Below are 23,079 nucleotides of genomic sequence, written 5' to 3' on the forward strand. Positions count from 1 at the left end.
GTTGACGATCAAATCCTTATGCAGGCGGTATTATCAGTACAGAACAGGACAGTATTTTAGTTTAAAAAGGATAAATTCGCTATTATAAACTTCAAATCTGCAATTAAAAAACACATAACATAATGAGCACAGCAGAACGTACTTTTAAGCATGTTAACTACCTCTGGGACGAGCAAAAAGCCCAGGAACTTGAGGGGGATGAGGTGGCCCTTTTGATTTACCGGTCCAATATCCTTGGCGCCGATCTTCGCATCACCAACTATGGTGGAGGCAATACCAGTTGTAAAACCACGGAAGTCGATCCTTTGACCAAGGAAGAGACAGAGGTGATGTGGGTAAAAGGATCCGGTGGTGATATCGGTACGTTGAAGAGAAGTGGCCTTGCCGGGCTTTATGTGGAGAAGTTGCATTCTTTGAAGAATGTTTACAGAGGGCTGGAATTTGAGGACGAGATGGTAGGGTTGTTCAACCATTGCATCTATGACCTGGATTCCAAGGCACCTTCCATAGACACGCCATTGCACGCGTTCTTGCCGTTTAAGCACATTGACCACCTGCACCCTGATGCAGCCATTGCAATTGCCGCTTCCAAGGATGGTGAGAAGATCACCGAAGAGCTTTTCGAAGGCCAGATTGCATGGGTGCCATGGCAACGTCCCGGCTTTGACCTGGCCTTGCAATTGGAAAAGGCATTGAACGAGAACCCTGGTATCCGCGGCATCATGCTGGGTGGACACGGACTGTTCACTTGGGGAGATACGGCTTACGAATGCTATATCAACAGCCTTGAGGTCATTGACAAGGCGTCCGAGTACTTGGAGCAAAATTACGGCAAAGACCGTCCAGTATTCGGTGGACAAAAGATCGAATCCCTTGCTCCTGAACAACGTCAAGAGCAGGCATCCATCATCGCCCCGGTATTGAGAGGGTTGGCTTCCGGCTATAACAGAATGGTGGGACACTTCACCGATGACGAGCGCGTATTGCAGTTTGCCAATAGCCATGACCTTGAAAAGCTGGCGCCATTGGGTACAAGCTGTCCTGACCACTTCCTCAGAACCAAAATCAGGCCTTTGGTGCTGGATTTCCCTGCTGATGTGGATTTGAGCAAAGCCGATGAGATCAAGGAAAAACTTGACAAGGATTTCGAAGAGTACAGAGCGTACTATAAAAAATATTACGAAGACCATAAGCGTGACAACAGTCCAGCCATGCGCGACCCGAACCCAGTGGTCATCATCTGGCCGGGAGTGGGCATGTTCTCTTATGCCAAAAACAAGCAAACCGCACGTGTGGCCAGCGAATTTTACATCAATGCCATCAACGTAATGCGCGGTGCTGAAGCCGTTTCCGAATATGTGGCCTTGCCACTGCAAGAGGCTTTTGATATCGAATACTGGTTGTTGGAAGAAGCCAAGCTGCAAAGAATGCCCAAAGAGCAGCCACTTTCCAGAAAGGTCGCTTTGGTGACAGGTGGTGCCGGTGGAATCGGTAAAGCCATTGCCGATAAGCTGGCCAGTGAAGGTGCCTGTGTATTCATCACGGACATCAACCAAGAGCGATTGGATGGTGCTGTTGCCACTTATTCCAAAGACGTTGGCGGAGGAGCTGTGATGGACGTGACCAAAGGTGACGATATCATCAAGGCGTACAAAGCAGCGGCGTTGAAATTTGGTGGAGTGGACATTATCGTCAACTGTGCCGGTTTGGCGATTTCCAAGCCTATCGAGCAAACTTCCGAACAAGATTGGGACTTGCTGCAGGACATCTTGGTAAAAGGTCAGTTTGCTGTTTCCAAAGCAGGTGTAGAGACTTTGAGGGCCCAAAACCTCGGCGGAGACATCATCAATATTGCCAGTAAGAATGCCCTTGTATCTGGACCAAACAACGTGGGTTATGGTACGGCCAAAGCGGCTCAAGTACACATGAGCAGATTATTGGCTGCCGAGCTCGGCAAGGACAAGATCCGCGTAAACGTGGTGAATCCAGATGCCGTAATCGAAGGAAGTAAAATCTGGGAAGGCGAATGGGCCAAAGGACGTGCAAAAGCCTATGGCATTACGGTAGAAGAACTGCCGGCCTTCTATGCCAAAAGAACGATCCTGAACGAAATCATCGGTGTTGATGACATTGCCAATGGTGTATTTGCCTTTGTAGGCGGTCACCTTAGCAAATGTACCGGTAATATTCTGAATGTAGATGGCGGAGTAGCCGCTGCCTTTGTTAGATAATTATGCGAATAGACAAGCAAAAAATAAAAGAAGTAAACGACCAAGCTCTCTCGGAACACCGGGAGAGTTTTGGTCATTTGAGCAGTGTGTTGGGAAAGAAAGGCATTGATGTCAATGTCCTTGTAGAGAAACTTAAGGAATTTCAAGTGGCCGTGCCGAGCTGGGCGCTGGGCACTGGTGGCACCCGTTTCGGAAGGTTTTCCGGGGGTGGGGAGCCAGGTACCTTGGAGGACAAGATTTCCGATGTAGGGCTGCTACATCAGTTGAGCCAATCTGCGGGGGCGATTTCATTGCACATTCCATGGGATATTCCCAATGATGTGCAAGCCATCAAAGAACTGGCAGCTTCCCATGGGTTGATCTTCGATGCAGTAAACTCCAACACTTTTCAGGACCAACCCGACCAAGAGCTGTCCTATAAGTTTGGATCTCTTTGCCATGCAGACAAGAAGGTCCGTGACCAAGCGGTGAAGCATAACCTTGAAGTGATCAAATATGGCGATGCCTTGGGGTCCAAGTCATTGACGGTTTGGTTGGCCGACGGCTCTTCTTTTCCGGGACAGCTGAATTTTAAGAAGGCATTCCAACGGACGTTGGAATCGTTGCAGGAAATCTATGCGGGGATGCCTGAAGACTGGAAGTTGTTTGTGGAATACAAGCCTTACGAGCCGAACTTCTATTCGACGGTGATACAGGATTGGGGCACTTCCCACATGCTGGCCGATAAGCTGGGTGACCGTGCTTATAGCTTGGTGGACCTGGGCCATCACCTGCCCAATACCAATATTGAGCAAATCGTCGCCACCCTGATGATGGTGGGCAAGCTCGGAGGGTTCCACTTCAATGACTCCAAATATGGCGATGACGACGTGACCGTAGGCTCGCTGAAACCATATCAGCTGTTTTTGATCTTCAATGAACTGGTGGACGGAATGGAAGATCCTTCCTCAAACAATCCATATCCAGCTTGGATGATCGATGCCAGCCATAACCTTAAGGATCCCTTGGAGGACCTGTTGCAATCACTGGAAGCGATCAAGCTGGCCTATGCCCAGGCGCTTTTGGTGGATCGGGATGCTTTGGAAGAGGCCCGGGAAAATAATGATCCGGCCTTGGCACAAGAGATCCTGCAAGCTGCCTATCGCACCGATGTCCGCTCCTTGCTGGCAGAGGCCAGGTTGCAGGCAGATGGAGCCCTTGATCCGATAGCGGCATACAGAAAACTTAATGTCCGCAAGGAGTTGATAGCCCAGCGTGGTGAGAAAGTGATTTCCACCGGGCTGTAACAGGCTGTTTGGCCCCATTGCGGACCTGTGCGGCATGAAGGAGTTGAGACCGTTATGGTCTTGTCTGGCATGCTTGCATGGACGCAACAAGAACATAAAATTATCACCATATATTCCGGCAGTCCGTTCATCTCTTTTTCAAGGGTTTAATAGGTTTGAGATTTTCTTCTGAAAAAAATTGAACTGGATTGTCGGTTTTATTATTCCTGCTTCGAACGAGAAGCATCATTAAAACACCTCCCATGACGCCAATACCGGTAATTGCCATATTTGATATAGGAAAGACCAATAAGAAGTTCTTTTTGTTTGATGAGCATAGCAATGAAATCAAGCAGGAGTACAATAAAATCCCCTTGACGGAGGATGAAGATGGTTTTGAATGTGATGATTTGGTGGCCCTTTCCGAATGGATTACATCCACGGTAGAAGAAATATGCCAATCACCGGATTATGCGCTCAAAGGAATCAATTTTTCCACCTACGGTGCGTCATTTGTACATATTGATGCGGACGGAAACCCGCTTACGCCACTTTATAATTACCTGAAAGAAATCCCTCAGGAAATTATCGACGAATTTTATCGGCAATATCCGGAAGAAACCAATAACCTCGAAACGGCATCTCCATCCCTTGGGATGCTCAATTCAGGATTGCAGCTGTACTGGCTGAAGAAGACCAAGCCTGATTTGTTTTCCAAGATTGCCTATTCGCTGCACTTCCCTCAGTACTTGAGCTACTTGTTTACCAAAAAGGCCGTCAGCGAACCGACTTCCATTGGTTGTCATACGCGGCTATGGGACTTCCAAAAAGACCAATATCATGATTGGGTAAAGCAGGAGGGCATTGACCGGGTGCTGCCTGATATCGTACCGACCGGACAATTGTATCAGGTCGACCTGTGTGGGCGCAAGGTGGATATCGGTGTAGGGATCCATGACAGTTCCTCTGCCCTGGCCTCCTATCTGGTGCGGGTGAAGGAGCCCTTTCTATTGATTTCTACAGGTACTTGGAGCATTTCCCTGAATCCTTTTACAACAGATCCGCTGACGAAGGATGAATTGCACAACGACTGCCTGAATTTCCTCAGTATCGAGGGCAAGCCGGTGAAGGCATCCCGATTTTTCATGGGGTACGAGTTTAATTACCAAATCGACCGAATCAACAAGCACTTTGGCAAACCGGATAAATTTTATAAATCCGTTCCAGCCAATCCGGCCATCATCAAAGCGATCAAGACGGGCAAGGTAAGCAATACCTTTTACCCCAGACATATAGCGGAGACGCCTCTGGTAAAAGCGCTGTATGAGGGGAATGAATGGAACCCAGCATCCTTTGCCAACTTTGATGAAGCTTATCATCATTTGATATGGGGACTGACCTTGCTGCAGGTGGAGTCCTTGAAATTGGCCAGGGGAAATTCAGGTATCAAAAAGGTTTTTATCGATGGTGGTTTTGTCCACAATGAGGTTTTTATGGAATTGTTAAGGTATTACCTCCCGGAAAGCGAATTGGAGTTTTCGGATTTTCCGCTTGGCTCCGCCTATGGAGCGGCCTTGGTCTTGGAGGCCAGTGAAAAGAAGATGGCGTAGAAGTCTGAAGACTTCTGTAAGTATCGGTTCCAGTCCGAAGACTGAAACCGGTGGAAAGTATCGGTTTCAGTCCCGGACTGGAACCAGTGGACAGCATGGTCCAAGTCTACTTGGACCTCATACTTTATGGAAGTCTTCAGACTTCCTATTTTTTTATTAGCTTGTTTTAAAGGAGGTTAAAATGAGCAGAAAGTACCAAATCAGAGATCAGGATGAGTTGTATTTTGTGACTTTTACCATTGTAAGATGGATAGACGTGTTTACGCGGAATCGCTATAGGGATATTTTTATCGATTCCTTAAAATTTTGCCAGGATAATAAAGGGTTGGAAGTGTATGCTTTTGTCATCATGACCAATCACGTCCATCTGATTATTGGTAGAAATGGCAAGAGTTCCCTTCAAGGAATCATCCGGGATGTAAAAAAATACACTTCCGTGAAAATTTTAGAGGCTATTGAGCAAAATACGGAGGAAAGCAGGAAGGATTGGCTGTTATATTTTTTTGAAAGGGCGGGAAGTTTTAAGGCCAGCAATACCAAATATCAATTTTGGCAGCACCATAGTCATCCACTGGAGTTAAATTCGACGAAGAAGATGATAAACTACTTGAATTATATTCATCAGAATCCAGTAAAGGCTGGAATTGTATATCAGCCCGAGGATTATGTATATAGCAGTGCTGCAAATTATGCAGGGATGGTGGATAAAGTGTTGGATGTGAAATTTATTGGGTGAGAAGTCAGAAGACTTCTGTAAGTAATGGTTGCAAGTCTGGAGACTTGAACCTAGGGCGACTTGAACCAAGGGCATAGAATGGCCCAAGTCTTCAGACTTGGACCTATACCGTGTTGTAAAAGTCTTCAGACTTTTAGCCCTTAGGGCGTTTGGCTTGGAGCTTAATGTCCACCAGGTCTGAAATGTAAACTGGTTTATTGGTTTCGATACTTTTTCGGGCAGCGATGCCAATTAGGATAGACATGGCACCGTCACGGGTACCGGCAGATTGCCGATACGGATCCGCCATGTTGGGGTCTTTAAAGAGTTTATCTTTCAGGCGCACATCTCCACCTCCATGTCCTCCCCCTGTGTGGGGAATGGTGATGATTTCCGTATCACCAAAATTCTTGGTCAGTCGAAGTTCATCTGCTGGCTTTTCTTCCCAAGGTTGACTTTCTTTTATCCAGGCTTCCAATCGGCCTTTAGTGCCGTTAAAGGCGATGCGGTATCCTTCGTAAGGTGAATAGGTGGTGAGTGAGTAGCTGACTTGTACATCGTTCATGTACCGGATCTGGACCGCCATTTTATCATAAATATCAATGTCTTCCCGGTAAACACAGCCATCCCGTAAATAGCCGTCATATTCCTCGTTGGCCACATAGAGGTCCATTAAGCGCTTGCTTTTGGTGATGTCCCAGTAAAAGTCACAGTCATCCTTGTGGGGACAAGGCCGACAATTAGTGGAACGATAGGGGCCGTTTTTACCATAGAATTCTAATTTTCCGAAAGCGAAAACCTCTGCTGGATCGGAGTCTAGCCACCAGTTGAGCAGGTCAAAGTGGTGCGTAGCCTTGTGGACGAGCAGCGTGCCGCCCTTTTCGCGGTAACCGTGCCAACGGCGAAAGTAGGAGGTGCCATGATCGGTGTCCAAATACCAATGGAAATCCACAGAGGTGACCTCGCCGATTTCCCCACCATGGAGGAGCTCATAGATTTTTTGACGGTGGGGACTGTAGCGGTAATTAAAGGTGACAATGACCTGTTTTCCCGTGCGACGTTCCGCGTCAAGGATGTTTTGGCACTTTACCTCATCGGTAGTCATGGGCTTTTCGGTGATGACATTGGCGCCGGCTTCGAGGCCTTTGATGATGAATTGGTCATGGGTACTGTCCATGGTGGTCACGATAAGGACGTCTGGTTTTACGGTGGCCATCATTTCATCAAAATCCACAAAAGTGGGGCAATCTACTCCAATGTATGTTTTGCCATACGCCAGACGGCCCTCGTTGATATCCGAGAGCCCTACAAATTCCACTTCATTTGGATAGTCCTCGACGATGCTTCTGCCAAACATGCTGGTGCCTCTTATGCCTGTGCCTACTAAAGCTACTCGCAGCTTTTGCGCAGGATTTTCACGTAGATTTAAGGCCTTGGCGATGGGGTGAATGAAAAATGAACCGGCTGCCAACGCCCCGGTTTTGGAAAGGAATCTTCTTCGATGAAGATTTGTAGTTTGATCTGACATGGTGTTATGGGTTATTGTTTTATCGGTAATTAATATAATCAAAAAGTTTTTTAAATCACTTCATATTTGGCATTATGCAGCGTTTAGGGGGAGGGTTTGATGAGGCTTGCATAGTAGGCAAAATAAAAAGGAGCTTTGTTGAATGGGCCTCTTCTTTTAAAAGAAAGGAGGGCAACGAGTTTTTTTTCGGCCTATTCGTTAGTAATCCTATCTGTGGCACATTATTTTCGGGTGGTTTGGTTAATGTAACAGATTAGATGATTCACATGAAAAGATTATTGTTGCTATTTGGGCTTGTTTTATATGGGGTTTCGGCCAGCAGCCAAGACTTGGATACATCCATGCTGCAGGGGAAGTGGAAGCTCAAAAGTTATGATGCCATCGAAAATATCCGGCTATCGGAGGCTTACCGCACAGCATCTCCTCAAGCACGTGAAGGGATGGATAGAAAAATTGATCGTTTCATCGCTAATACTTTTTATCATTTTACCAGCACCGACAGCGTTAACTACACTGATCTAAGTGACGGCAGCGTCGTCCAACGGAAGGCTACCTATCGCGTAAAGGAAGGAAAGTTACTGGTGATCCACTCAGAGGGCAAGAAGGAAGACAAAAAGGCTACAATGCTTGAATTAACGCCTGATCATTTGGTGCTTTCTCCAATTGGAAAGGCTGGGGAAAATAAGGGCAAGATGGTTTTGAAGCGAATTGAATGATTTTAGCGATAAGACTTGATGAATTAAAATAAGGCCGATTTTTTAATGCAGTATATACTTTTTTAAATACATGTTTTAGTGTATTTTTATTATTAATCGGGTTGATTAATTTTGTAAAACATTGGTTTTATGATGGTTATGTAAGTGACTGTTTGGTAAAGAATACTCCTTCTCTATGATATTTTTAAGTTAGTATGCGCTATGATGTAGCTGATTATTTTGGCGCTACATAGTGCAAGACAATGCCCAAAATTCCGACCTGAAGTGCAATTACCCAACCTGACATTTATTGATGTCTTTCCCTTAGTGGATGTTAAAGTTTTATATCACCTAAAAATGTTAATTGTATGAGCACACTTCAAAACAGAGGGCCAATTCCTCCGAATAGGAGGATGAAAAATAGTAGAGGAATTGATCATGGTTTTCATTTCATTTGGATTTCTTGTGGGGTAGTGGTGGAGATATTACGTTGTGAACAATGCAAGAGAGAACTCTTCCTTGGTCTAAAAGGCCAGTTTCAACGAAAGAAAGTTCAAGAATAGAAAAAGGCATAAAAAAAACCATCCGCCGTGGCGGATGGCCTTTTCACATCCAAAACAAACAATTAACCAATTAAATTTCCTTCGTCATCCCACTGGGCAAGAGTATGCCGTGTATCGGGATTCATGTATATCGTGAGATATTTTTCTTCCAACTTAAAACCATGCTTGGCCATGACATCATCAGGGACCCCTGTCCATACATTCGGGGTATTGCCTTTGTAATCCAAATCTTTGAACCCTTCCGGAGAAGTGAAGAAGCCTGTGGCCGTCAAGTCACGGAGTGTATTGAAAAACGTAACCCCTCTTTCCATTTCGGGTTTGGCTTTGTCAGGGTAGGCAATATCATCAATGATTTTGATGCGCTCGTCTTCGCTGGCTTCCATAAACGGCTTACCATACCGGTCTTCAGACTGGGTGTCCAGCCACATCAGCCCACCTCGCATAGGGGTTTTGTAGTGGGGCATGTCCTTGACAATAAATTCGATGAAATCCGGAACGCCTGCATCGGTGGCACTGCCTGAAACATCGTCCTTGGGGATGATCACATCGACAAGGTAATGCAGCTTTTTCATTTCATCTTCTGTGAAAAACTCCTCTTTTTTGAGCGCGGCATTCAAGGCCATTTCTTCAGGAGTACGGCCCCACTTGGTGCCGTCACCTATTTTAGGCGCGTGGACGACCTCCTTGGGTGCTTCAGGACCACAGCCTGTCATAAAAAAGCCGGTTGCTAAAGAACCTGTGAATAACAGTTTTAAATTCTCTCTTCTATTCATCGTCCTGTCCTTTAAATGTTTTTCTTTTTCAATTCACTTACGATATAATCCGAAGTTCTCCATGCCAAAGCCAATATAGTCCATGTAGGGTTCTTGTCTGCTTGAGAAACAAATGGCCCACCGTCCACGACAAATAAATTATCACATTCATGTGCTTGACAGTTGCTGTTGAGCACGGAAGTTTTCGGGTTATTGCCCATGCGGGTGGTGCCCACCTCGTGAATGATTCTGCCAGGCGTCAGGAGGCCATATTGGGTGTCAGGACCAGGCTTGTTTCCATAAATTACGGCACCTGCATTGGTGAGGACTTCCTCAAAAGTGTCGTGCATGTGCTTGGCTTGGTTGACTTCTTGGTCCGTCCAATTGTAATTAAATTTCAATACCGGGATGCCGTATTTATCCACTGTGTTATTGTCGATCTCGCAATAGTTTTCATATCTCGGAATACTCTCTCCACGACCAGACATGCCCACCATGGTGCCGAAATAAGCTCGGATGTCCTTTTTGAGTCCTTCGCCATAGCCGCCGCTGGTGCCAGGATTGCCAAATTCATCCTTGATGTGTTGGCGGATAGTCTCCATGCCAAAACCAAAGCCATAACCCGGCATGCTCATGCCTCCCCAGTATTCAATGTGGTAGCCCCGAGCAAAGTCAAGTTTACTATTGTCTTCCCACCAAGGGGTATAGACGTGCATACCGCCCACACCATCTTCGTTGTATTTTTTCCGGTCGAGGAGTCCGGGGATAAAACCCATCCTGTCCGACCCAGTGGAGTCATGCAAATAATGGCCGATCATTCCGCTGCCATTGGCCAAACCATCTGGGTGGTTTTTGGACTTGGAATTGAGCATGATACGGGCAGATTCACAGGCAGAGGCTCCCAAGACCACTACACGCGAACGCAACTTGTATTCTTTCATGTCCACTTTACTGATATAGGAAACTCCCGTGGCCTTGCCTTTGTCATCAGTGGTGACCTTGCGCACCATGGCATAGGTGTAAAGATCTACTTTCCCTTTTTTCATGGCCGGTTTTACCAGGCAAGTGCCCGACGAGAAATCCGCATATGCTTGGCAGGCCCGGTTACATTGATTACAGAAAAAGCATGCTCCTCGCTCGTTGTTGATCGGCTTGGTGAGGATCGAAAGCCTGGATGGAATGACAGGGACGCCGATTTTGTCAGCGCCTTTCTTGATGTATAATTCGTGTAGTCTGGGCTTTGGGGGAGGGAGGAAAAAGCCATCAGGCTCATTGTAAATGCCCTCCTTAGAGCCAAAGACCCCAATTAATTTGTCGACTTTATCGTAATAGGGTTTAAGATCATCATAGCCTATCGGCCAATTGTCTCCTAAACCATCAATGTCTTTTCGCTTAAAATCGTTTGGACCAAAGCGCAGGGAGATCCTTCCCCAGTGGTTGGTACGGCCACCTACCATCCTTGATCGAAACCAATCAAACTTGGTGTCACCTTCAAAGGTGTAAGGTTCTCCTTCGATATCCCATCCACCAATGGCAGCATCAAAATCTCCAAATGGACGGTTACGGGTGCTCGCTCCTCTGCGGGGAGATTCCCATGGGGGCCTGAGCTGGGTGCGGTCTTCTTCCTTTGCCGGGTCGAAATCCGCTCCTGCTTCTACTACGGCCACAGAAAATCCTGCCTCTGAAAGAATTTTCGAGGCCATACCTCCTCCGGCTCCTGAACCGACGATGATGACATCATACGCTTCACCGGACGATTTTATTTGAAAACTCATGTGTGATTATTTTGTAATTGTCTCTTAAGTTAAACCAATTTTTCACGAAAGCAAAGACGTTGATTCAGCATTTCTAAAACTTTTTTAGGAGAAATAGATTAGAATGTCAGGATCAGAGACGACTTTATTTCTACTGGAAATATAATAAAAATTTATTAGCTAAATGGTTTTAGTAATTGATGAAATTTTGCAAATCACTTTATGCGGTTGATTGATCGTTAAAAATTTTATTGCTGTATTGTCAAAAGAATATTTAATTCATTTTCTGATTGAAAAATGTGTAAATAATCTTCTGTTTAGCCGCTTCAGTGAAAAATTTTATAAATGGTTTATTCACGGTTTTATTGATGGGATGAAGGGAGCAAGCATGTCCTCCTTGGAATTTGGAGTGGGCCATGTTGATGCCCTGCGCACATTAATTTGGAAGATTACAATTCAGGCTCAAGGTATTTCCAAACGGTTTTTGCGACGATCTTATGGCCTTCGGCCGTGGGATGGATGCCGTCAGGTTGGTTGAGATCGGGGTTTCCGCCTACACCATCTAACAGGAAAGGGATCAGTAGCAGGTCGTTTTGTTCCGCAAGGGAAGGGAAGATTTCTTTGAAATCTGTCGTGTATGCTTCCCCCATATTTGGCGGGATTTGCATGCCGGCCAGAATGATTTTGGTGGAAGGGTATTTTTCTTTGACTTTATCAATGATGCCTTGGAGGTTGTCCTTGGTGGAAGACAATGCTATGCCTCTAAGCCCATCATTCCCCCCCAGCTCAAGGATGAAAATATCTGGTTTTGACTCCAAGAACCAATCGATTCTGGTTAATCCGCTGGCGCTGGTTTCTCCGCTCAGGCCACCATTGATGACCTTATAGGGAAGGTTAAGACTGTCAATTTTATGCTGGAGCAGGGCTGGGAAGGCTTCATCCTGATCTACACCATAACCTGCGGTCATGCTATCCCCAAAGAAGAGAATGGTTTTTTTAGGGACTTGATTTTCTTTTTCCGTATCGGCTTTGGAAGACGACGCTTCTTTATCGGAGGTTTGCTGGCTTTCACTGCACGAAAATGTGCCCAAGGCAACCAAAAAGAACACTGTCAAAACAGAAAATACACGTATTTTAATCATTATGTGAAACTTATTGAGATGGAATTACGATTTATATAGTTATTGCTTAAGCGATATCCGGATCCTAAAATTGATTAAATTTCGCGCTAAGCCCATACAATTTTAAGAAATAATCAGGATGCTTTTGGTATAACCAAAAAATAGACCTGATTTGTTTCAGTTACAACGACAATTATCCTGCACAACTTTATGGACATACTTTCTATAGAAAATGTAAGTAAAATATACCAAAGCGGTTCAAGGACACTCACGGTCTTGGAGGACATCAACCTAAGCGTAAAGGCTGGAGACAGTATCGCAATCGTCGGGCCTTCTGGTAGTGGGAAAACCACTTTATTGGGCCTTTGCGCTGGGCTTGACAGTGCCTCCTCGGGTAGTGTAGCGCTGAACGGGCACCGACTGGAAGGACTCTCCGAGGATCAAAGAGCGGCTGTCCGGAGCCAAGAAATTGGTTTTATATTCCAAAATTTTCAACTATTACCTACTCTGACGGCATTGGAAAATGTGATGGTGCCCTTGGAGCTAAAAAAGCGGAAAGATGCCAAACAAAAGGCCACTGAGCTGCTTCAGCAAGTAGGCTTGGGCGATCGTATGACCCATTATCCCACACAGCTTTCTGGAGGGGAGCAGCAGCGGGTGTCGATAGCCAGGGCTTTTGCAAACGAGCCTAAGATTCTCTTTGCAGATGAGCCTACCGGCAACTTGGATACAGAAACCGGAGAGCTGATCGAAACCTTAATATTTGACCTGAACAAGGCGCTTGGAACCACTTTGATCTTGGTGACGCATGATACGGACCTGGCAGCCAAGACCAACAGAATCATCCATATTAAAGGAGGTAAAATACAAGAGGAGCAACATGCATAGATTTTTGTGGATACTAAAAATGGCCTTGCGGGACTTTCGACAAAACAAGGCCAAATTACTGTTGTTTGTTTCTTCCATTGTGATTGGAATTGCTGCTTTGGTGGCCATCAGCTCTTTTGGTGACAACCTTGAAAAGGATATTGATAACCAGGCGAAAGAACTATTGGGAGCAGATTTGGTATTGGAAAATAACCAGTCTTTAGGTGACCAAGTATTGGATACCATGGCCATAGGGATGGCTTCAGAGATCAATTTTGCCAGTATGGTGGCCTTCCCCAAGAGTGATGAAAGTCGATTGGTGCAAGTAAGGGCGCTGGAAGGTCCCTTTCCTTTTTATGGACAATTGGAGACTGTGCCGGCCGCAGCGGCGGAAGGGTTCCGTGATGGGACCAAAAAAGCATTGGTGGAAAAAATACTGATGGATCAATTTGGGGCCGAGGTGGGCGATAGTGTGAAAGTGGGCAAGGTGAGCTTTGTCATCGCAGGGGCACTGCATGAAGCACCCGGTCAGAATGGCATTACGGCCACCGTGGCTCCAGTGGTGTATATTCCCAAGAAATTTGCAGAAGAAACAGGACTTATCCAGTATGGCAGTAGGATCAATTATTCCCGTTATTACAGCTTTGGCGAGCAGGTGGATGTGGAGAAATTGATCGAACCATTCGAGGATGAATGGGAAGCCGACCATATTGATGAGGATACGGTGCAGGAGCGGAAGGAGAGGACGGGCAGGTCATTTGAGAACCTGTCGGATTTTCTTAGCCTAGTGGCATTTATCGCCTTGCTGTTGGGATGTGTGGGGGTGGCGAGTGCTGTCAATGTTTTTTCTAAAGAAAAACTGCCCTCTGTGGCCATCTTGCGCTGTTTGGGCGTGTCATCTATCGATACTTTTTTGATCTATTTGGTGCAGATCATGCTCATGGGACTGATGGGATCAATCCTGGGAGCTGCTTTGGGGACTGTCATCCAATTTATTTTGCCAGAGGTCTTCAGTGATTTTCTTCCGGTGGATGTGACGGTCCAGGTTTCGTGGGCAGCCGTGGGATTTGGGATCGTGACCGGCTTGTGTATTTCCATCTTGTTTGCATTGCTTCCCTTGCTCAAAATCCGGAATGTACCGCCCATGATGACGTTAAGGACTGATGCGGACATGGTGAATTTTGTGAGGGATCCGTGGCGCTGGGCAGTGATGCTGGCCATTACGGTATTTGTGTTTGGGTTTAGCATGACCTTGCTGGATGGCTGGGAAGAGGCGTTGGGCTTTACAGGGTTTGTACTGCTAGCTTTTGGTGTATTATGGCTGGTAGGGACAGGTGTAATGTGGCTGATCAGGCGGTTTTTGCCGTTGTCACTGGCCTATCCGGTCAGGCAGTCATTGGCCAATCTATATCGGCCAAACAATCAAACCATTTCCCTCATCGCCACCATTGGTCTGGGTACAGCGATGATTTCAACCCTGTTTTTTGTGCAGAATCAATTGTTGGATCAGGTTAAATTTGCCGATAAGGAGGACCAGCCAAACATGCTGTTCTTCGATATCCAGACTTCCCAAGTGGAGGAGGTAAAGCAGGCTGTGCTGGAGGAGGATTTGCCCATCATGCAGGAAGTGCCTATTGTTACGATGCGGATGGACGAGATCAACGGACTGGACAAATCTGAAAATGAAGCTTTGCCGGAAGAGGAACAGAAATCCAGAAGGCTTTATAACCGCGAATTTAGGGTTACCTATCGGGATACGTTGATCAGCTCCGAAACCCTTGTGGAAGGGAAGCTGCATCAGGTGACCTCACCGGGAGATAGCATTTTTGTTTCCTTTGACCAAGGATATGCAGAAAGGGCTGGTGTAAAGCTGGGAGATGAAATTGTGTTTAACGTCCAGGGAAGGCCCCTCAAATCGTATGTGGGGAGTTTCAGGGAAGTTAATTTCAGGAAAGTGTCTACCAATTTTCTGGTGCTGTTCCCAGAAAACGTCTTGGAAAAAGCGCCCAAGTTCCATGTGGTCATCACCAAGTCCAAGACGGACGAGCAAGCGGCGAAGGTCCAAAATGAAATTGTCAGGGCTTTCCCAAACATCTCTGTGATCAACCTGGGGATGATCGTGGATACCCTGGAGGAAATTTTAGGGAAAATCAGTTTCGTGATTCAGTTTATGGCACTTTTTAGTATTGTGACTGGGATTTTGGTGCTGATCAGCTCCTTGATCATCAGTAAATACCAACGTATGAGAGAAAGCATATTGCTCAGGACGCTAGGGGCGAGTAGCCAGATCGTGCGAAAGATCAACACACTGGAATATTTCTTCTTGGGCAGTTTGGCTTCATTAAGTGGGATCTTACTGTCCTTTTTGGCGACCGCTTTATTGAGTGTATTTGTGTTTGAATTTCCCGTAAAATTGGCTTGGGGAAGTGCATTGGCCATCTATGCAGTCATTACATTGCTAACGGTTTTGCTGGGCTGGCTGAATGGTCGTAATATAATCAATAAACCTCCTATGCAAATTCTAAGGGGAAACTAGGAAGGAATGTTTGGTGAAAATCGTCTGCCAAAGGGACCGAAAGCACCTTTTTACGGCCCCATTTGGTATGCCGAAGGTTCGGGGCCTTGTGTTCCATACTGCTGACATCCGTTCAGGGGTGATGCAGTACCTTTTGACACTGGATTTTTAGGGTGTTGGTGAAAAAAATAAAAAAAACGTAAAGTTTGAAACCTTTTGCCTGTATTAAATGTATATACATTATATACAAAAACAGTTCATATAATCATGAGATTAGAGGAGGAGATCAAACAAAAGACTTTTAAAAGCGGATATAATAAAGCGGTGGTAAATATTTTATATACCCAGAGCTATATCGTTACCCGTCAGGGGAAGTTGTTTAAACCCTTTGGTCTTTCTCCAGAACAATATAATGTCCTGCGGATTTTGCGTGGTCACCACCCTGAACCGATCACCGTATCCTCTATTCAGGACAGAATGCTAAACAAAATGTCCAACGCTTCGCGGTTGGTCGAGAAGTTAAAGCAAAAGGGATTGGCAGATAGGAAAGAGTGTCCCACCGATAGGCGGCAAGTAGATATTACCATTACAGCTGCAGGGAACAAGCTCCTTCAGCAGCTGGATGAAGAGATCAAATCCTTTAACCATGATGTGATCAACCTCGATGAAGAAGAGGTGAATATGTTAAATTCACTCTTGGATAAACTAAGAGGATAAAAAATTTCGTTGTATAAATGTATAGACATTAAATGTAAAAACTTAAATTATAAAACTATAAAATTCAATTTGTTATGAGCACAGTAAAATGGACAATCGACCCGACACACTCTGAAATCAACTTCAAGGTCAAGCATTTGGTGATTTCGACCGTGACTGGGAAATTCAAGGAATTCGAAGGAGAGGCATCGACTCCTTCAGAAGACTTTGACGGAGCTAAGGTGGCTTTTTCGGCAAACATTGACAGCATCGACACCAACCAAAGTGACCGGGATGCACACCTGAAATCTGAAGATTTCTTTGATGCCGAAAAGTTCCCAAAACTTTCTTTCGACAATGGGGTTTTATCTAAAGAAGGAGGCGAATACAAGCTCAAGGGAGACTTGACCATCAAAGAAACCACCAAGTCAGTGGTGCTTGATGTGGACTTTGGAGGAGTCGCAGAGGATCCTTACGGAAATACCAAGGCAGGGTTTGAACTGGAAGGTAAGATCAGTAGAAAGGAATTTGGCCTTACTTGGAATGCGGTAACAGAAGCTGGCAGTGTCGTGGTGGGCGATCCTATCAGAATCTTAGCCAGTGTTCAGCTGATTAAAGAATAGTCCAACTCAATATATACACTCGTTTACAAGGCCATGTCTGTTATCGGACATGGCTTTTTTAGGATCAAGCTGAAAAGATGGGGGGGAGCCTATTTCGATGGGTAAATATGTTCTTCGCCACCTTTGGTTGCTATTTGGTCACGGATGAACGCTGATACTCACAGATAGGATGCTTAAGAAATGGCAAATCCGTGTTCAGATCTTTTTTAAGTAGCTTACGTGACCTAAAAGTTTAGGATGCCCATGCCTTTGGCTATGAAGAGGACTTCTCGGCAAAGCTTGGATTCATCCAGTTCATAGATGAAATAGCATCCTTTTAAATAAAGCTGCCCTCAGGAATATTGCTTGATCCGTGGTATGGTGTATGATGTAGACTCGAAAGTTAGCCCTAGATGGGCGCACATTCTTAGCTTTTGGTTGCTATTTGGTCACGGATGAACGCTGATAATCACAGATAGGATGCTTAGACCATTGCAATTCTGTGTGCATCCCTTTTATCCGTGGCTTACGTGACCTAAAGGTTTACGATGCCCATGCCTTTGGCTATGAACAGGACTTCTCGGCAAAGCATGGATTCATCCAGTTTATAGATGAAATAGCATCCTTTTAAATAAAGCTGCCCTCAAGAATATTGCTTGATCCGTGGTATGGTGTATGATGTAGACTCGAAAGTTAGCCCTAGATGGGCGCACATTCATAGCCATGGGTGAAGCCCATGGTAAATTACCCCATTCAATGTTTTCCGTTTTAGCCGCATTGACCGCCCTATTCCCCACAACTTCCCGCTAAAACCCATTCGAGCGGATGGAGGAAAAGCATCGTTTTAGCGGTGTGATATTTTCTTTCATAAGAACATGTCGAAAATCATTCCCCCATAAATATTGCTTGATCCTTTTTTAGTGTTCATTGATTGCGTTGACCAAGTAAAAGCGAGACCAAGCAGAAAAGATGGGGTTAGCCTATTTCGATGACAAATCATATACTTTGCCACCTTTTGTTATTATTTGACCACGGATGAGCGCTGATAAATATAGATAGGATGCTTTACCTACCCTAAAAGAAACTTATCGTCCCCCAGAATATGGCCTATTAGTTGTCTTTCGTGGCGTTTTTGTATTGCCCCCAGTAGTAAATGGGGAATATCAGTGCCTTGAGCTTCCAGTCATTTTTTTCTTTGATGCTGAGTGATGTGTTTTTGTGCACTTGGGAATACATCATGGACGCCATGGTGGCGTGCCCAAAGAGAAGCAGGAAAATAATGGCATAGATGATGAGTTCTGTCATATCGGAAGGGATAAAGGGGCTTTTGAAGCAGGCTGTTCAGGTGAAAATGATATTTTCTTTCTATATTGATTACCCGTATGGATTTAATGGATTTACCTATCAATAGGAGCTGCGAATATCCGTAATTATAATTTATTATGAAAATTGGTTTGATCAAAGAAGGTAAAGTACCTTCTGACAGGCGTGTGGCATTCAGTCCACAGCAGTTGAAGACAATGAATGAGGCTTATGCAGGCCGTGCTGTTTTTGTCGTGGAGAAAAGCGATATCCGTGCTTTCAAGAATGAGGAATATGAGGAGGAAGGTATAGAGGTGGTGGATGATGTGTCAGACTGTGATGTGTTAATGGGCATCAAAGAAGTGCCCATAGCTTCGTTAATGGAAGGAAAAACGTATTTTTTCTTTTCTCATACCATTAAGGCACAGCCCTATAACCGAGGACTTTTGCAGGCCGTGTTGGAAAAGGATATTCGGCTGGTTGACTATGAAGTCCTGCGCAATGCGGGCGAGCGAGTGGTGGCTTTTGGGAGGTGGGCCGGTATTGTAGGTGGATACAATGGGTTATGGACCTATGGTAAAAAGACCGGTCTTTTCGATATGAAACGGGCCAAAGACTGTTTTGACTTGATGGAGCTTCATGAAGAAGTGAAACAAATCCAGCTCCCACCGATCAAAATGGTCATCACAGGTAATGGCCGTGTGGGAAACGGGGTAAAGGAAATCCTGCAGGTGGCCGGTATCCGAGAAGTAAGCCCAAAAGAACTTCTACAGAATTATTATGATGAGCCTGTTTTTGTGCAATTGGCAATGGAGGATTATAATCGCCGCAAAACCGATGGAGGATATGATAAAGCGGAGTTTTACAGTCAGCCTGAAAAGTACGAAAGCCACTTTCTTAAATTCGCAGAAGTGAGTGACGTGCTATTTGCAGCGGCTTTTTGGGATCCAAAGGCTCCTAAACTATTCGAGCGGAAGGATGTCGTCAGTGAAGATTTTAACCTTTCGGTGATCGCGGACATTACTTGTGATATTGATGGTTCGGTACCGACCACGGTAAAGCCCAGCACCATTGATGCTCCGGTGTATGATGTGGACAGGGAGTCATTTGAAGTATTACCGGCGTTTGGAGAGCAATTGAGCATATCGGTCATGGCCATTGATAATTTGCCGTGTGAACTGCCCAGGGATGCTTCGGAGGATTTTGGTAGCCAGCTGATGGAGACGGTGATCCCTGCTTTGTTGGAGGATGAAAGCGGGATAATTGAAAAGGCCACCATTGCAGAAAATGGTGAATTGACCCATTACTTTGATTATTTGGAGGACTTTGTCCGCGAACGTTCCGATGATTCATGAATTCCATCAATACTTATCTAGAACATACCGCTCTCAACCCTGTCCTTACAGATCAACAGGTAAACCGAGTGATCCATGAGGCGATGAAATATCGCTTTTTGGGAGTCTGTGTTCCGCCATTTTGGGTAAAGAAAGTCAAGCGTGAATTGGAAAATACAGGCATCACGGTGGTGACGGTAGTAGGCTTCCCCTTGGGCTACCAAATGACCGAAACCAAAGTCTTCGAAACGCAAAAGGCCATTGAAAATGGTGCCGATGAAATCGATGTGGTTTGGTCACTGAGTGCCTTTAAGGCTGGTATGAATTGGCCAAAAATCGAATTGGTCAAGCTTTCTTCGGTATGTCATGAAGCAGGAAAGCTGCTGAAAGTAATTGTGGAGACGGCCTATCTTGAGACTGACGAACTCAGGCAAGCCTGTAAGATCTGCAGCGATGCCGGGGTGGATATTGTCAAGACCTCGACAGGATTTGCTCCTTCTGGTGCGCGGCTGGAAGAGGTGAAGCTGATGCGGGAGTTCTTGCCAGATCAGGTGGGGATCAAGGCCAGTGGAGGCATAAAAACACTTGAGCAGGCAAAGGCTTTTGTCACAGCAGGTGCCGATAGGATCGGTACCAGTGCAGGCGTCCAGATCATGGAGGAATGGCTTTCCCTAAATGGCTGAGCTTCCCCTTAATTTCCTTTCAAGAAGTTAACCACTATCTCGCTAAATTTCTTTGGAATCTCTAAAGGGGCATTGTGACCGGTATCCTTAAATGTCACCAGTGTGGCGTCGGAGATGTGGTCGGCAATCAGCTTGGTATGTGCTTCCTTGACATAGTCATTTTCTCCGGCCATGATCAAAGCGGGGCAAGTAATTTTCGATAGAGAGGAAGGAGAAATATTGGGCTCTGTCAGGAGGCTTTTTTTGACACGTAGGGAAAAGGCTTCCCTGTCTGTTAATGCCCCGTTTTCTAAAGCCTTAATTTGTTTTGATAATATTTTATTGACTTGCGGATCTACGGAGCTCTTGTCGTTATACAGTACAGCGGCCATGGCAGCCAGGGACTTGACTTTATCGGGATGGTTCATGGCAAGTATCAAGCCGGTGTTTCCTCCATCACTCCACCCTAAGACGTTCACCGCTTCCAGTCCCAGTTCGTCCAAAAAGGCGTTGACATCCTCAGCATACAGTTCATAGGTCAGTTTTTTGCCGTCTTCGCTGGATTGGCCATGGCCTCTAGTGTCCAGCGCGATGACCTTGTAATGTTTTGCCAAAATGGGAATAATGCGGTTAAAGCTTGCTATGGACATGTCAGCACCGTGCAATAGCAGCAATGGATCCCCTTTTCCATATGTTTCATAGTAAAGCGCTACGCCATTGGCATTTACCCGTTTCCCCGCATTTTTATTACTTCCAATGGCAGTACTTTCTTCATTTGTGATCAACTTTAGGATGTGATTGTCCTTTTTTAGCGGGGATGGGGTGATGCTGATGCTATCGTCTTTGTTAAGGCTTATAAATGCCGATACGCCAACTTCGTGTTGCTCAAGGTTGCCATTTACCAATAGCAGAGAATCGTTTGGTTGCCCTTTGATGCTCAGGGTCATGTCGTCTAAGCTGAATGCTCCTTTTCCTTGACAAAGTACTCCGACTAATAACTTAGCGGCCTTTTTATTGATTTTCCCAGAAAGGGTGAGCATTTGCCATTCCCTGCCTTCCATTGGAGCGGGACCATCCCCCAGGTGATTTGCCAAAAACCGGCCTTGGTCATCATAATAAGCTGCAAAACCTATCATTTGGTTGCTGGATTTATACTTGGTAAGCGCAGTGAATGTAAATTTTTTACCCTGATAATCTTGGATGTCGATGGATTGGACGACGCCGGCGTACGGTTGTTGGGCTGAAGTGAGCTGAAAAATGCCTAAGAACAACAGCACTGTTGCTGCGAAAATAGCTTTTGTCATAAAGTGGTTATTGGGGGTATGGTTAAAAATTACCATTTGGTTTTCTAGACGACGATACCGATTGTCGGCAGTCACTTGTTTTCATTAGACGGAGCTTTAAAGGGTTGGGTTGCTTGAATTTCCACTTTCTCCTTATCGACCTCCAGGTTTTCGGTATCCCCATCCTTGTTCAAATAAATCAAAATAAACGGGATAATAAAGAATGTCAGCAGGATGTAGGCCACACCAATTACCTTTTTTTTAGCGGCATTTTTTCCAAAATAGATCGCCAGCTTCACCGGAATGTTTCGAAGGCCAGCGTAAGGTAAAAAGATCAGGGCACCTATAAAGTTAAAAAGGAAATGGACGATGGCAATGGCAATGGCAGCCTCAGTCTTGTAAATAGCCGCGATGGCCGCCGTGATGGTGGTGCCGATATTGGCACCAATGATAAAAGGAAAAACTTTGTTTAAGGATACTTTTTTGGTGGCGACTGCCGGCACCAATAAGGAGGTGGTCACGGTACTGGACTGGACAGCGGCCGTAAAAAACACGCCATATGCGAATGATCGGTAAGGGTATTTGAAAATATGTTTACTGACTTCTTTGAAGCTAGAGGAAATAAAGGTCTTGTAAACGGTAGAGGAAAGGATCTTAATGGACAGGAAGAGCAAGACCACACTGATGGCAAGGGCCAGCACAGGGATCTGGATCCAATCGATAATTAACTTGCTCAATGACCGGGTGAAGATGATATTGTAGCTGTAGTCGCCCTCTACTCCACTCGTTAGGGAGAATAAGCTTTGAGAGAAGAATGATGCCAGTTTGCTAAGAAAATTAAAATAATACTCTAACGGCAACAGTATGATGACGGTGATGATATTGAAGAGGTCGTGTAGGATTCCAGCAGAAATGGCCTTTCGGAACTCGCTTTTCTTCATGATATACGTAAAAGAAACCAATGTCGAGGTGATGGTGGTACCGATATTGGCGCCCATGACAATTGGTACTGCTTGGGTGAGGCTGAGATTGCCTGAGGCGACCACTGCTACGACCATGGCGGTCACCGTGCTACTGGACTGGATAAGCCCAGTCATGAGCAATCCGATAAAAAGTCCAATAAAGGGATTGCTGGTGGCCAAGAAAATTTCATTTGCCACCTCATTGTTCATGTTCAGGAGTGAGACCGTCAAAAGATCTATAGAGGTCATGAAAAGAATAAGCGCAAATAACATTTGCGCTGCCATGATCCACCTTTTGGTGTAATCTTTTTTCTGGGTCAATTCTGTCATCTAGTAATGAGTGCTCTGCTTAAATTAAGGCCTAATTTAGGGTAATTCACAAAATAAGGCGAATAACCTTAGATAATTTTGTAATTAATGTGAAGCTTATGTTAATAATACCTCATCCTTTTGAAAAAATGAAATACTTGATCAATATTTTATTCTTGGAAAAGACGGATTTTTTTTCAAAAATTTTGGTGGCAATTTTTTTTAGAACATATTGTAGTAGATTAAGTTTTTTCGCAGATCAGTGATGTTATGTTAACAATTTCATAATATATAACTCCTATAAAGTTATTTA

Annotated in this window: 18 protein-coding genes; 11 read left to right on the forward strand and 7 right to left on the reverse strand. The window is 45.1% G+C overall.

Going from position 1 to position 23,079, the window contains the following annotated elements; genetic code table 11:
- Positions 1-122: 122 nt before the first annotated feature.
- The 4 genes from ECHVI_RS07720 (at position 123) to ECHVI_RS07735 (ending at position 5,842) form a co-directional block, all read left to right on the forward strand.
- Complete coding sequence (locus ECHVI_RS07720; RefSeq protein WP_015265400.1) at positions 123-2,231, forward strand: bifunctional rhamnulose-1-phosphate aldolase/short-chain dehydrogenase; 2,109 nt, start codon at positions 123-125, stop codon at positions 2,229-2,231.
- Between the two features lie 2 nt (positions 2,232-2,233).
- Positions 2,234-3,517 carry a sugar isomerase gene (locus ECHVI_RS07725; protein WP_015265401.1) on the forward strand — a complete coding sequence of 428 codons (1,284 nt, stop codon included), beginning with the start codon at positions 2,234-2,236 and terminating at the stop codon, positions 3,515-3,517.
- Between the two features lie 242 nt (positions 3,518-3,759).
- Positions 3,760-5,106, forward strand: a complete 1,347-nt coding sequence (locus ECHVI_RS07730; RefSeq protein WP_015265402.1) for an FGGY-family carbohydrate kinase — start codon at positions 3,760-3,762, stop codon at positions 5,104-5,106.
- A gap of 181 nt (positions 5,107-5,287) precedes the next feature.
- Positions 5,288-5,842 (forward strand): REP-associated tyrosine transposase, encoded by a 555-nt coding sequence (locus ECHVI_RS07735; protein WP_015265403.1) that lies wholly within the window; start codon positions 5,288-5,290, stop codon positions 5,840-5,842.
- A gap of 133 nt (positions 5,843-5,975) precedes the next feature.
- On the opposite strand, the gene ECHVI_RS07740 is transcribed toward ECHVI_RS07735, so the two are convergent.
- Positions 5,976-7,349, reverse strand: a complete 1,374-nt coding sequence (locus ECHVI_RS07740; RefSeq protein ID WP_015265404.1) for a Gfo/Idh/MocA family protein — start codon at positions 7,347-7,349, stop codon at positions 5,976-5,978.
- A gap of 266 nt (positions 7,350-7,615) precedes the next feature.
- Between ECHVI_RS07740 and ECHVI_RS07750 the strand changes: the two genes are divergently transcribed.
- Positions 7,616-8,065 carry a lipocalin family protein gene (locus tag ECHVI_RS07750; RefSeq protein WP_157501293.1) on the forward strand — a complete coding sequence of 150 codons (450 nt, stop codon included), beginning with the start codon at positions 7,616-7,618 and terminating at the stop codon, positions 8,063-8,065.
- Between the two features lie 604 nt (positions 8,066-8,669).
- On the opposite strand, the gene ECHVI_RS07760 is transcribed toward ECHVI_RS07750, so the two are convergent.
- The 3 genes from ECHVI_RS07760 to ECHVI_RS07770 all read right to left on the reverse strand — a co-directional run bounded on the left by ECHVI_RS07760 (position 8,670) and on the right by ECHVI_RS07770 (position 12,255).
- Complete coding sequence (locus ECHVI_RS07760; RefSeq protein WP_015265407.1) at positions 8,670-9,380, reverse strand: gluconate 2-dehydrogenase subunit 3 family protein; 711 nt, start codon at positions 9,378-9,380, stop codon at positions 8,670-8,672.
- Positions 9,381-9,391: 11 nt separating this feature from the next.
- Positions 9,392-11,134, reverse strand: coding sequence for a GMC oxidoreductase (locus tag ECHVI_RS07765; RefSeq protein WP_015265408.1), 1,743 nt, complete (start codon positions 11,132-11,134; stop codon positions 9,392-9,394).
- Between the two features lie 428 nt (positions 11,135-11,562).
- Positions 11,563-12,255: an arylesterase gene (locus ECHVI_RS07770; RefSeq protein ID WP_015265409.1), complete on the reverse strand. Its 693-nt coding sequence runs from the start codon at positions 12,253-12,255 to the stop codon at positions 11,563-11,565.
- Between the two features lie 189 nt (positions 12,256-12,444).
- Between ECHVI_RS07770 and ECHVI_RS07775 the strand changes: the two genes are divergently transcribed.
- The 4 genes from ECHVI_RS07775 to ECHVI_RS07790 all read left to right on the forward strand — a co-directional run bounded on the left by ECHVI_RS07775 (position 12,445) and on the right by ECHVI_RS07790 (position 16,935).
- Positions 12,445-13,122, forward strand: coding sequence for an ABC transporter ATP-binding protein (locus ECHVI_RS07775; protein ID WP_015265410.1), 678 nt, complete (start codon positions 12,445-12,447; stop codon positions 13,120-13,122).
- Complete coding sequence (locus tag ECHVI_RS07780) at positions 13,115-15,637, forward strand: ABC transporter permease (RefSeq protein WP_015265411.1); 2,523 nt, start codon at positions 13,115-13,117, stop codon at positions 15,635-15,637. The genes ECHVI_RS07775 and ECHVI_RS07780 overlap by 8 nt, the downstream gene beginning before the upstream one ends.
- Positions 15,638-15,883: 246 nt before the next feature.
- Positions 15,884-16,333, forward strand: a complete 450-nt coding sequence (locus ECHVI_RS07785; RefSeq protein WP_015265412.1) for a MarR family winged helix-turn-helix transcriptional regulator — start codon at positions 15,884-15,886, stop codon at positions 16,331-16,333.
- A gap of 74 nt (positions 16,334-16,407) precedes the next feature.
- Positions 16,408-16,935, forward strand: coding sequence for a YceI family protein (locus ECHVI_RS07790; protein ID WP_015265413.1), 528 nt, complete (start codon positions 16,408-16,410; stop codon positions 16,933-16,935).
- 1,089 nt (positions 16,936-18,024) lie between these two features.
- Here the strand turns inward: ECHVI_RS07790 and ECHVI_RS07795 are convergent.
- The gene (locus ECHVI_RS07795) at positions 18,025-18,219 is read right to left on the reverse strand and encodes a hypothetical protein (protein WP_015265414.1); all 195 of its coding nucleotides are present in this window, start codon (positions 18,217-18,219) and stop codon (positions 18,025-18,027) included.
- A gap of 137 nt (positions 18,220-18,356) precedes the next feature.
- Here ECHVI_RS07795 and ECHVI_RS07800 point away from each other — a divergent pair, with 137 nt between their 5' ends.
- Together ECHVI_RS07800 and deoC are read left to right on the forward strand one after the other, a co-directional pair.
- Positions 18,357-19,571, forward strand: a complete 1,215-nt coding sequence (locus ECHVI_RS07800) for an NAD(P)-dependent oxidoreductase (RefSeq protein WP_015265415.1) — start codon at positions 18,357-18,359, stop codon at positions 19,569-19,571.
- Positions 19,568-20,233: a deoxyribose-phosphate aldolase gene (deoC, locus tag ECHVI_RS07805; RefSeq protein ID WP_015265416.1), complete on the forward strand. Its 666-nt coding sequence runs from the start codon at positions 19,568-19,570 to the stop codon at positions 20,231-20,233. Before ECHVI_RS07800 ends, deoC begins: the two co-directional genes overlap by 4 nt.
- Positions 20,234-20,241: 8 nt before the next feature.
- Here deoC and ECHVI_RS22935 read toward each other — a convergent pair whose 3' ends face one another.
- The gene (locus ECHVI_RS22935) at positions 20,242-21,516 is read right to left on the reverse strand and encodes an alpha/beta fold hydrolase (RefSeq protein WP_015265417.1); all 1,275 of its coding nucleotides are present in this window, start codon (positions 21,514-21,516) and stop codon (positions 20,242-20,244) included.
- A gap of 71 nt (positions 21,517-21,587) precedes the next feature.
- Positions 21,588-22,787 (reverse strand): Na/Pi symporter, encoded by a 1,200-nt coding sequence (locus ECHVI_RS07815; protein ID WP_015265418.1) that lies wholly within the window; start codon positions 22,785-22,787, stop codon positions 21,588-21,590.
- Between the last annotated feature and the right edge of the window lie 292 nt (positions 22,788-23,079).

Source organism: Echinicola vietnamensis DSM 17526 (assembly GCF_000325705.1).
Lineage (GTDB): Bacteria > Bacteroidota > Bacteroidia > Cytophagales > Cyclobacteriaceae > Echinicola > Echinicola vietnamensis.

What these genes read in the sequence shown, in the direction of transcription:
- ECHVI_RS07720 (WP_015265400.1), top strand. Translation starts at nt 123, where the DNA reads ATGAGCACAGCAGAACGTACTTTTAAGCATGTTAACTACCTCTGGGAC.
- ECHVI_RS07725 (WP_015265401.1), top strand. Translation starts at nt 2,234, where the DNA reads ATGCGAATAGACAAGCAAAAAATAAAAGAAGTAAACGACCAAGCTCTC.
- ECHVI_RS07730 (WP_015265402.1), top strand. Translation starts at nt 3,760, where the DNA reads ATGACGCCAATACCGGTAATTGCCATATTTGATATAGGAAAGACCAAT.
- ECHVI_RS07735 (WP_015265403.1), top strand. Translation starts at nt 5,288, where the DNA reads ATGAGCAGAAAGTACCAAATCAGAGATCAGGATGAGTTGTATTTTGTG.
- ECHVI_RS07740 (WP_015265404.1), bottom strand. Translation starts at nt 7,349, where the DNA reads ATGTCAGATCAAACTACAAATCTTCATCGAAGAAGATTCCTTTCCAAA.
- ECHVI_RS07750 (WP_157501293.1), top strand. Translation starts at nt 7,616, where the DNA reads ATGAAAAGATTATTGTTGCTATTTGGGCTTGTTTTATATGGGGTTTCG.
- ECHVI_RS07760 (WP_015265407.1), bottom strand. Translation starts at nt 9,380, where the DNA reads ATGAATAGAAGAGAGAATTTAAAACTGTTATTCACAGGTTCTTTAGCA.
- ECHVI_RS07765 (WP_015265408.1), bottom strand. Translation starts at nt 11,134, where the DNA reads ATGAGTTTTCAAATAAAATCGTCCGGTGAAGCGTATGATGTCATCATC.
- ECHVI_RS07770 (WP_015265409.1), bottom strand. Translation starts at nt 12,255, where the DNA reads ATGATTAAAATACGTGTATTTTCTGTTTTGACAGTGTTCTTTTTGGTT.
- ECHVI_RS07775 (WP_015265410.1), top strand. Translation starts at nt 12,445, where the DNA reads ATGGACATACTTTCTATAGAAAATGTAAGTAAAATATACCAAAGCGGT.
- ECHVI_RS07780 (WP_015265411.1), top strand. Translation starts at nt 13,115, where the DNA reads ATGCATAGATTTTTGTGGATACTAAAAATGGCCTTGCGGGACTTTCGA.
- ECHVI_RS07785 (WP_015265412.1), top strand. Translation starts at nt 15,884, where the DNA reads ATGAGATTAGAGGAGGAGATCAAACAAAAGACTTTTAAAAGCGGATAT.
- ECHVI_RS07790 (WP_015265413.1), top strand. Translation starts at nt 16,408, where the DNA reads ATGAGCACAGTAAAATGGACAATCGACCCGACACACTCTGAAATCAAC.
- ECHVI_RS07795 (WP_015265414.1), bottom strand. Translation starts at nt 18,219, where the DNA reads ATGACAGAACTCATCATCTATGCCATTATTTTCCTGCTTCTCTTTGGG.
- ECHVI_RS07800 (WP_015265415.1), top strand. Translation starts at nt 18,357, where the DNA reads ATGAAAATTGGTTTGATCAAAGAAGGTAAAGTACCTTCTGACAGGCGT.
- deoC (WP_015265416.1), top strand. Translation starts at nt 19,568, where the DNA reads ATGAATTCCATCAATACTTATCTAGAACATACCGCTCTCAACCCTGTC.
- ECHVI_RS22935 (WP_015265417.1), bottom strand. Translation starts at nt 21,516, where the DNA reads ATGACAAAAGCTATTTTCGCAGCAACAGTGCTGTTGTTCTTAGGCATT.
- ECHVI_RS07815 (WP_015265418.1), bottom strand. Translation starts at nt 22,787, where the DNA reads ATGACAGAATTGACCCAGAAAAAAGATTACACCAAAAGGTGGATCATG.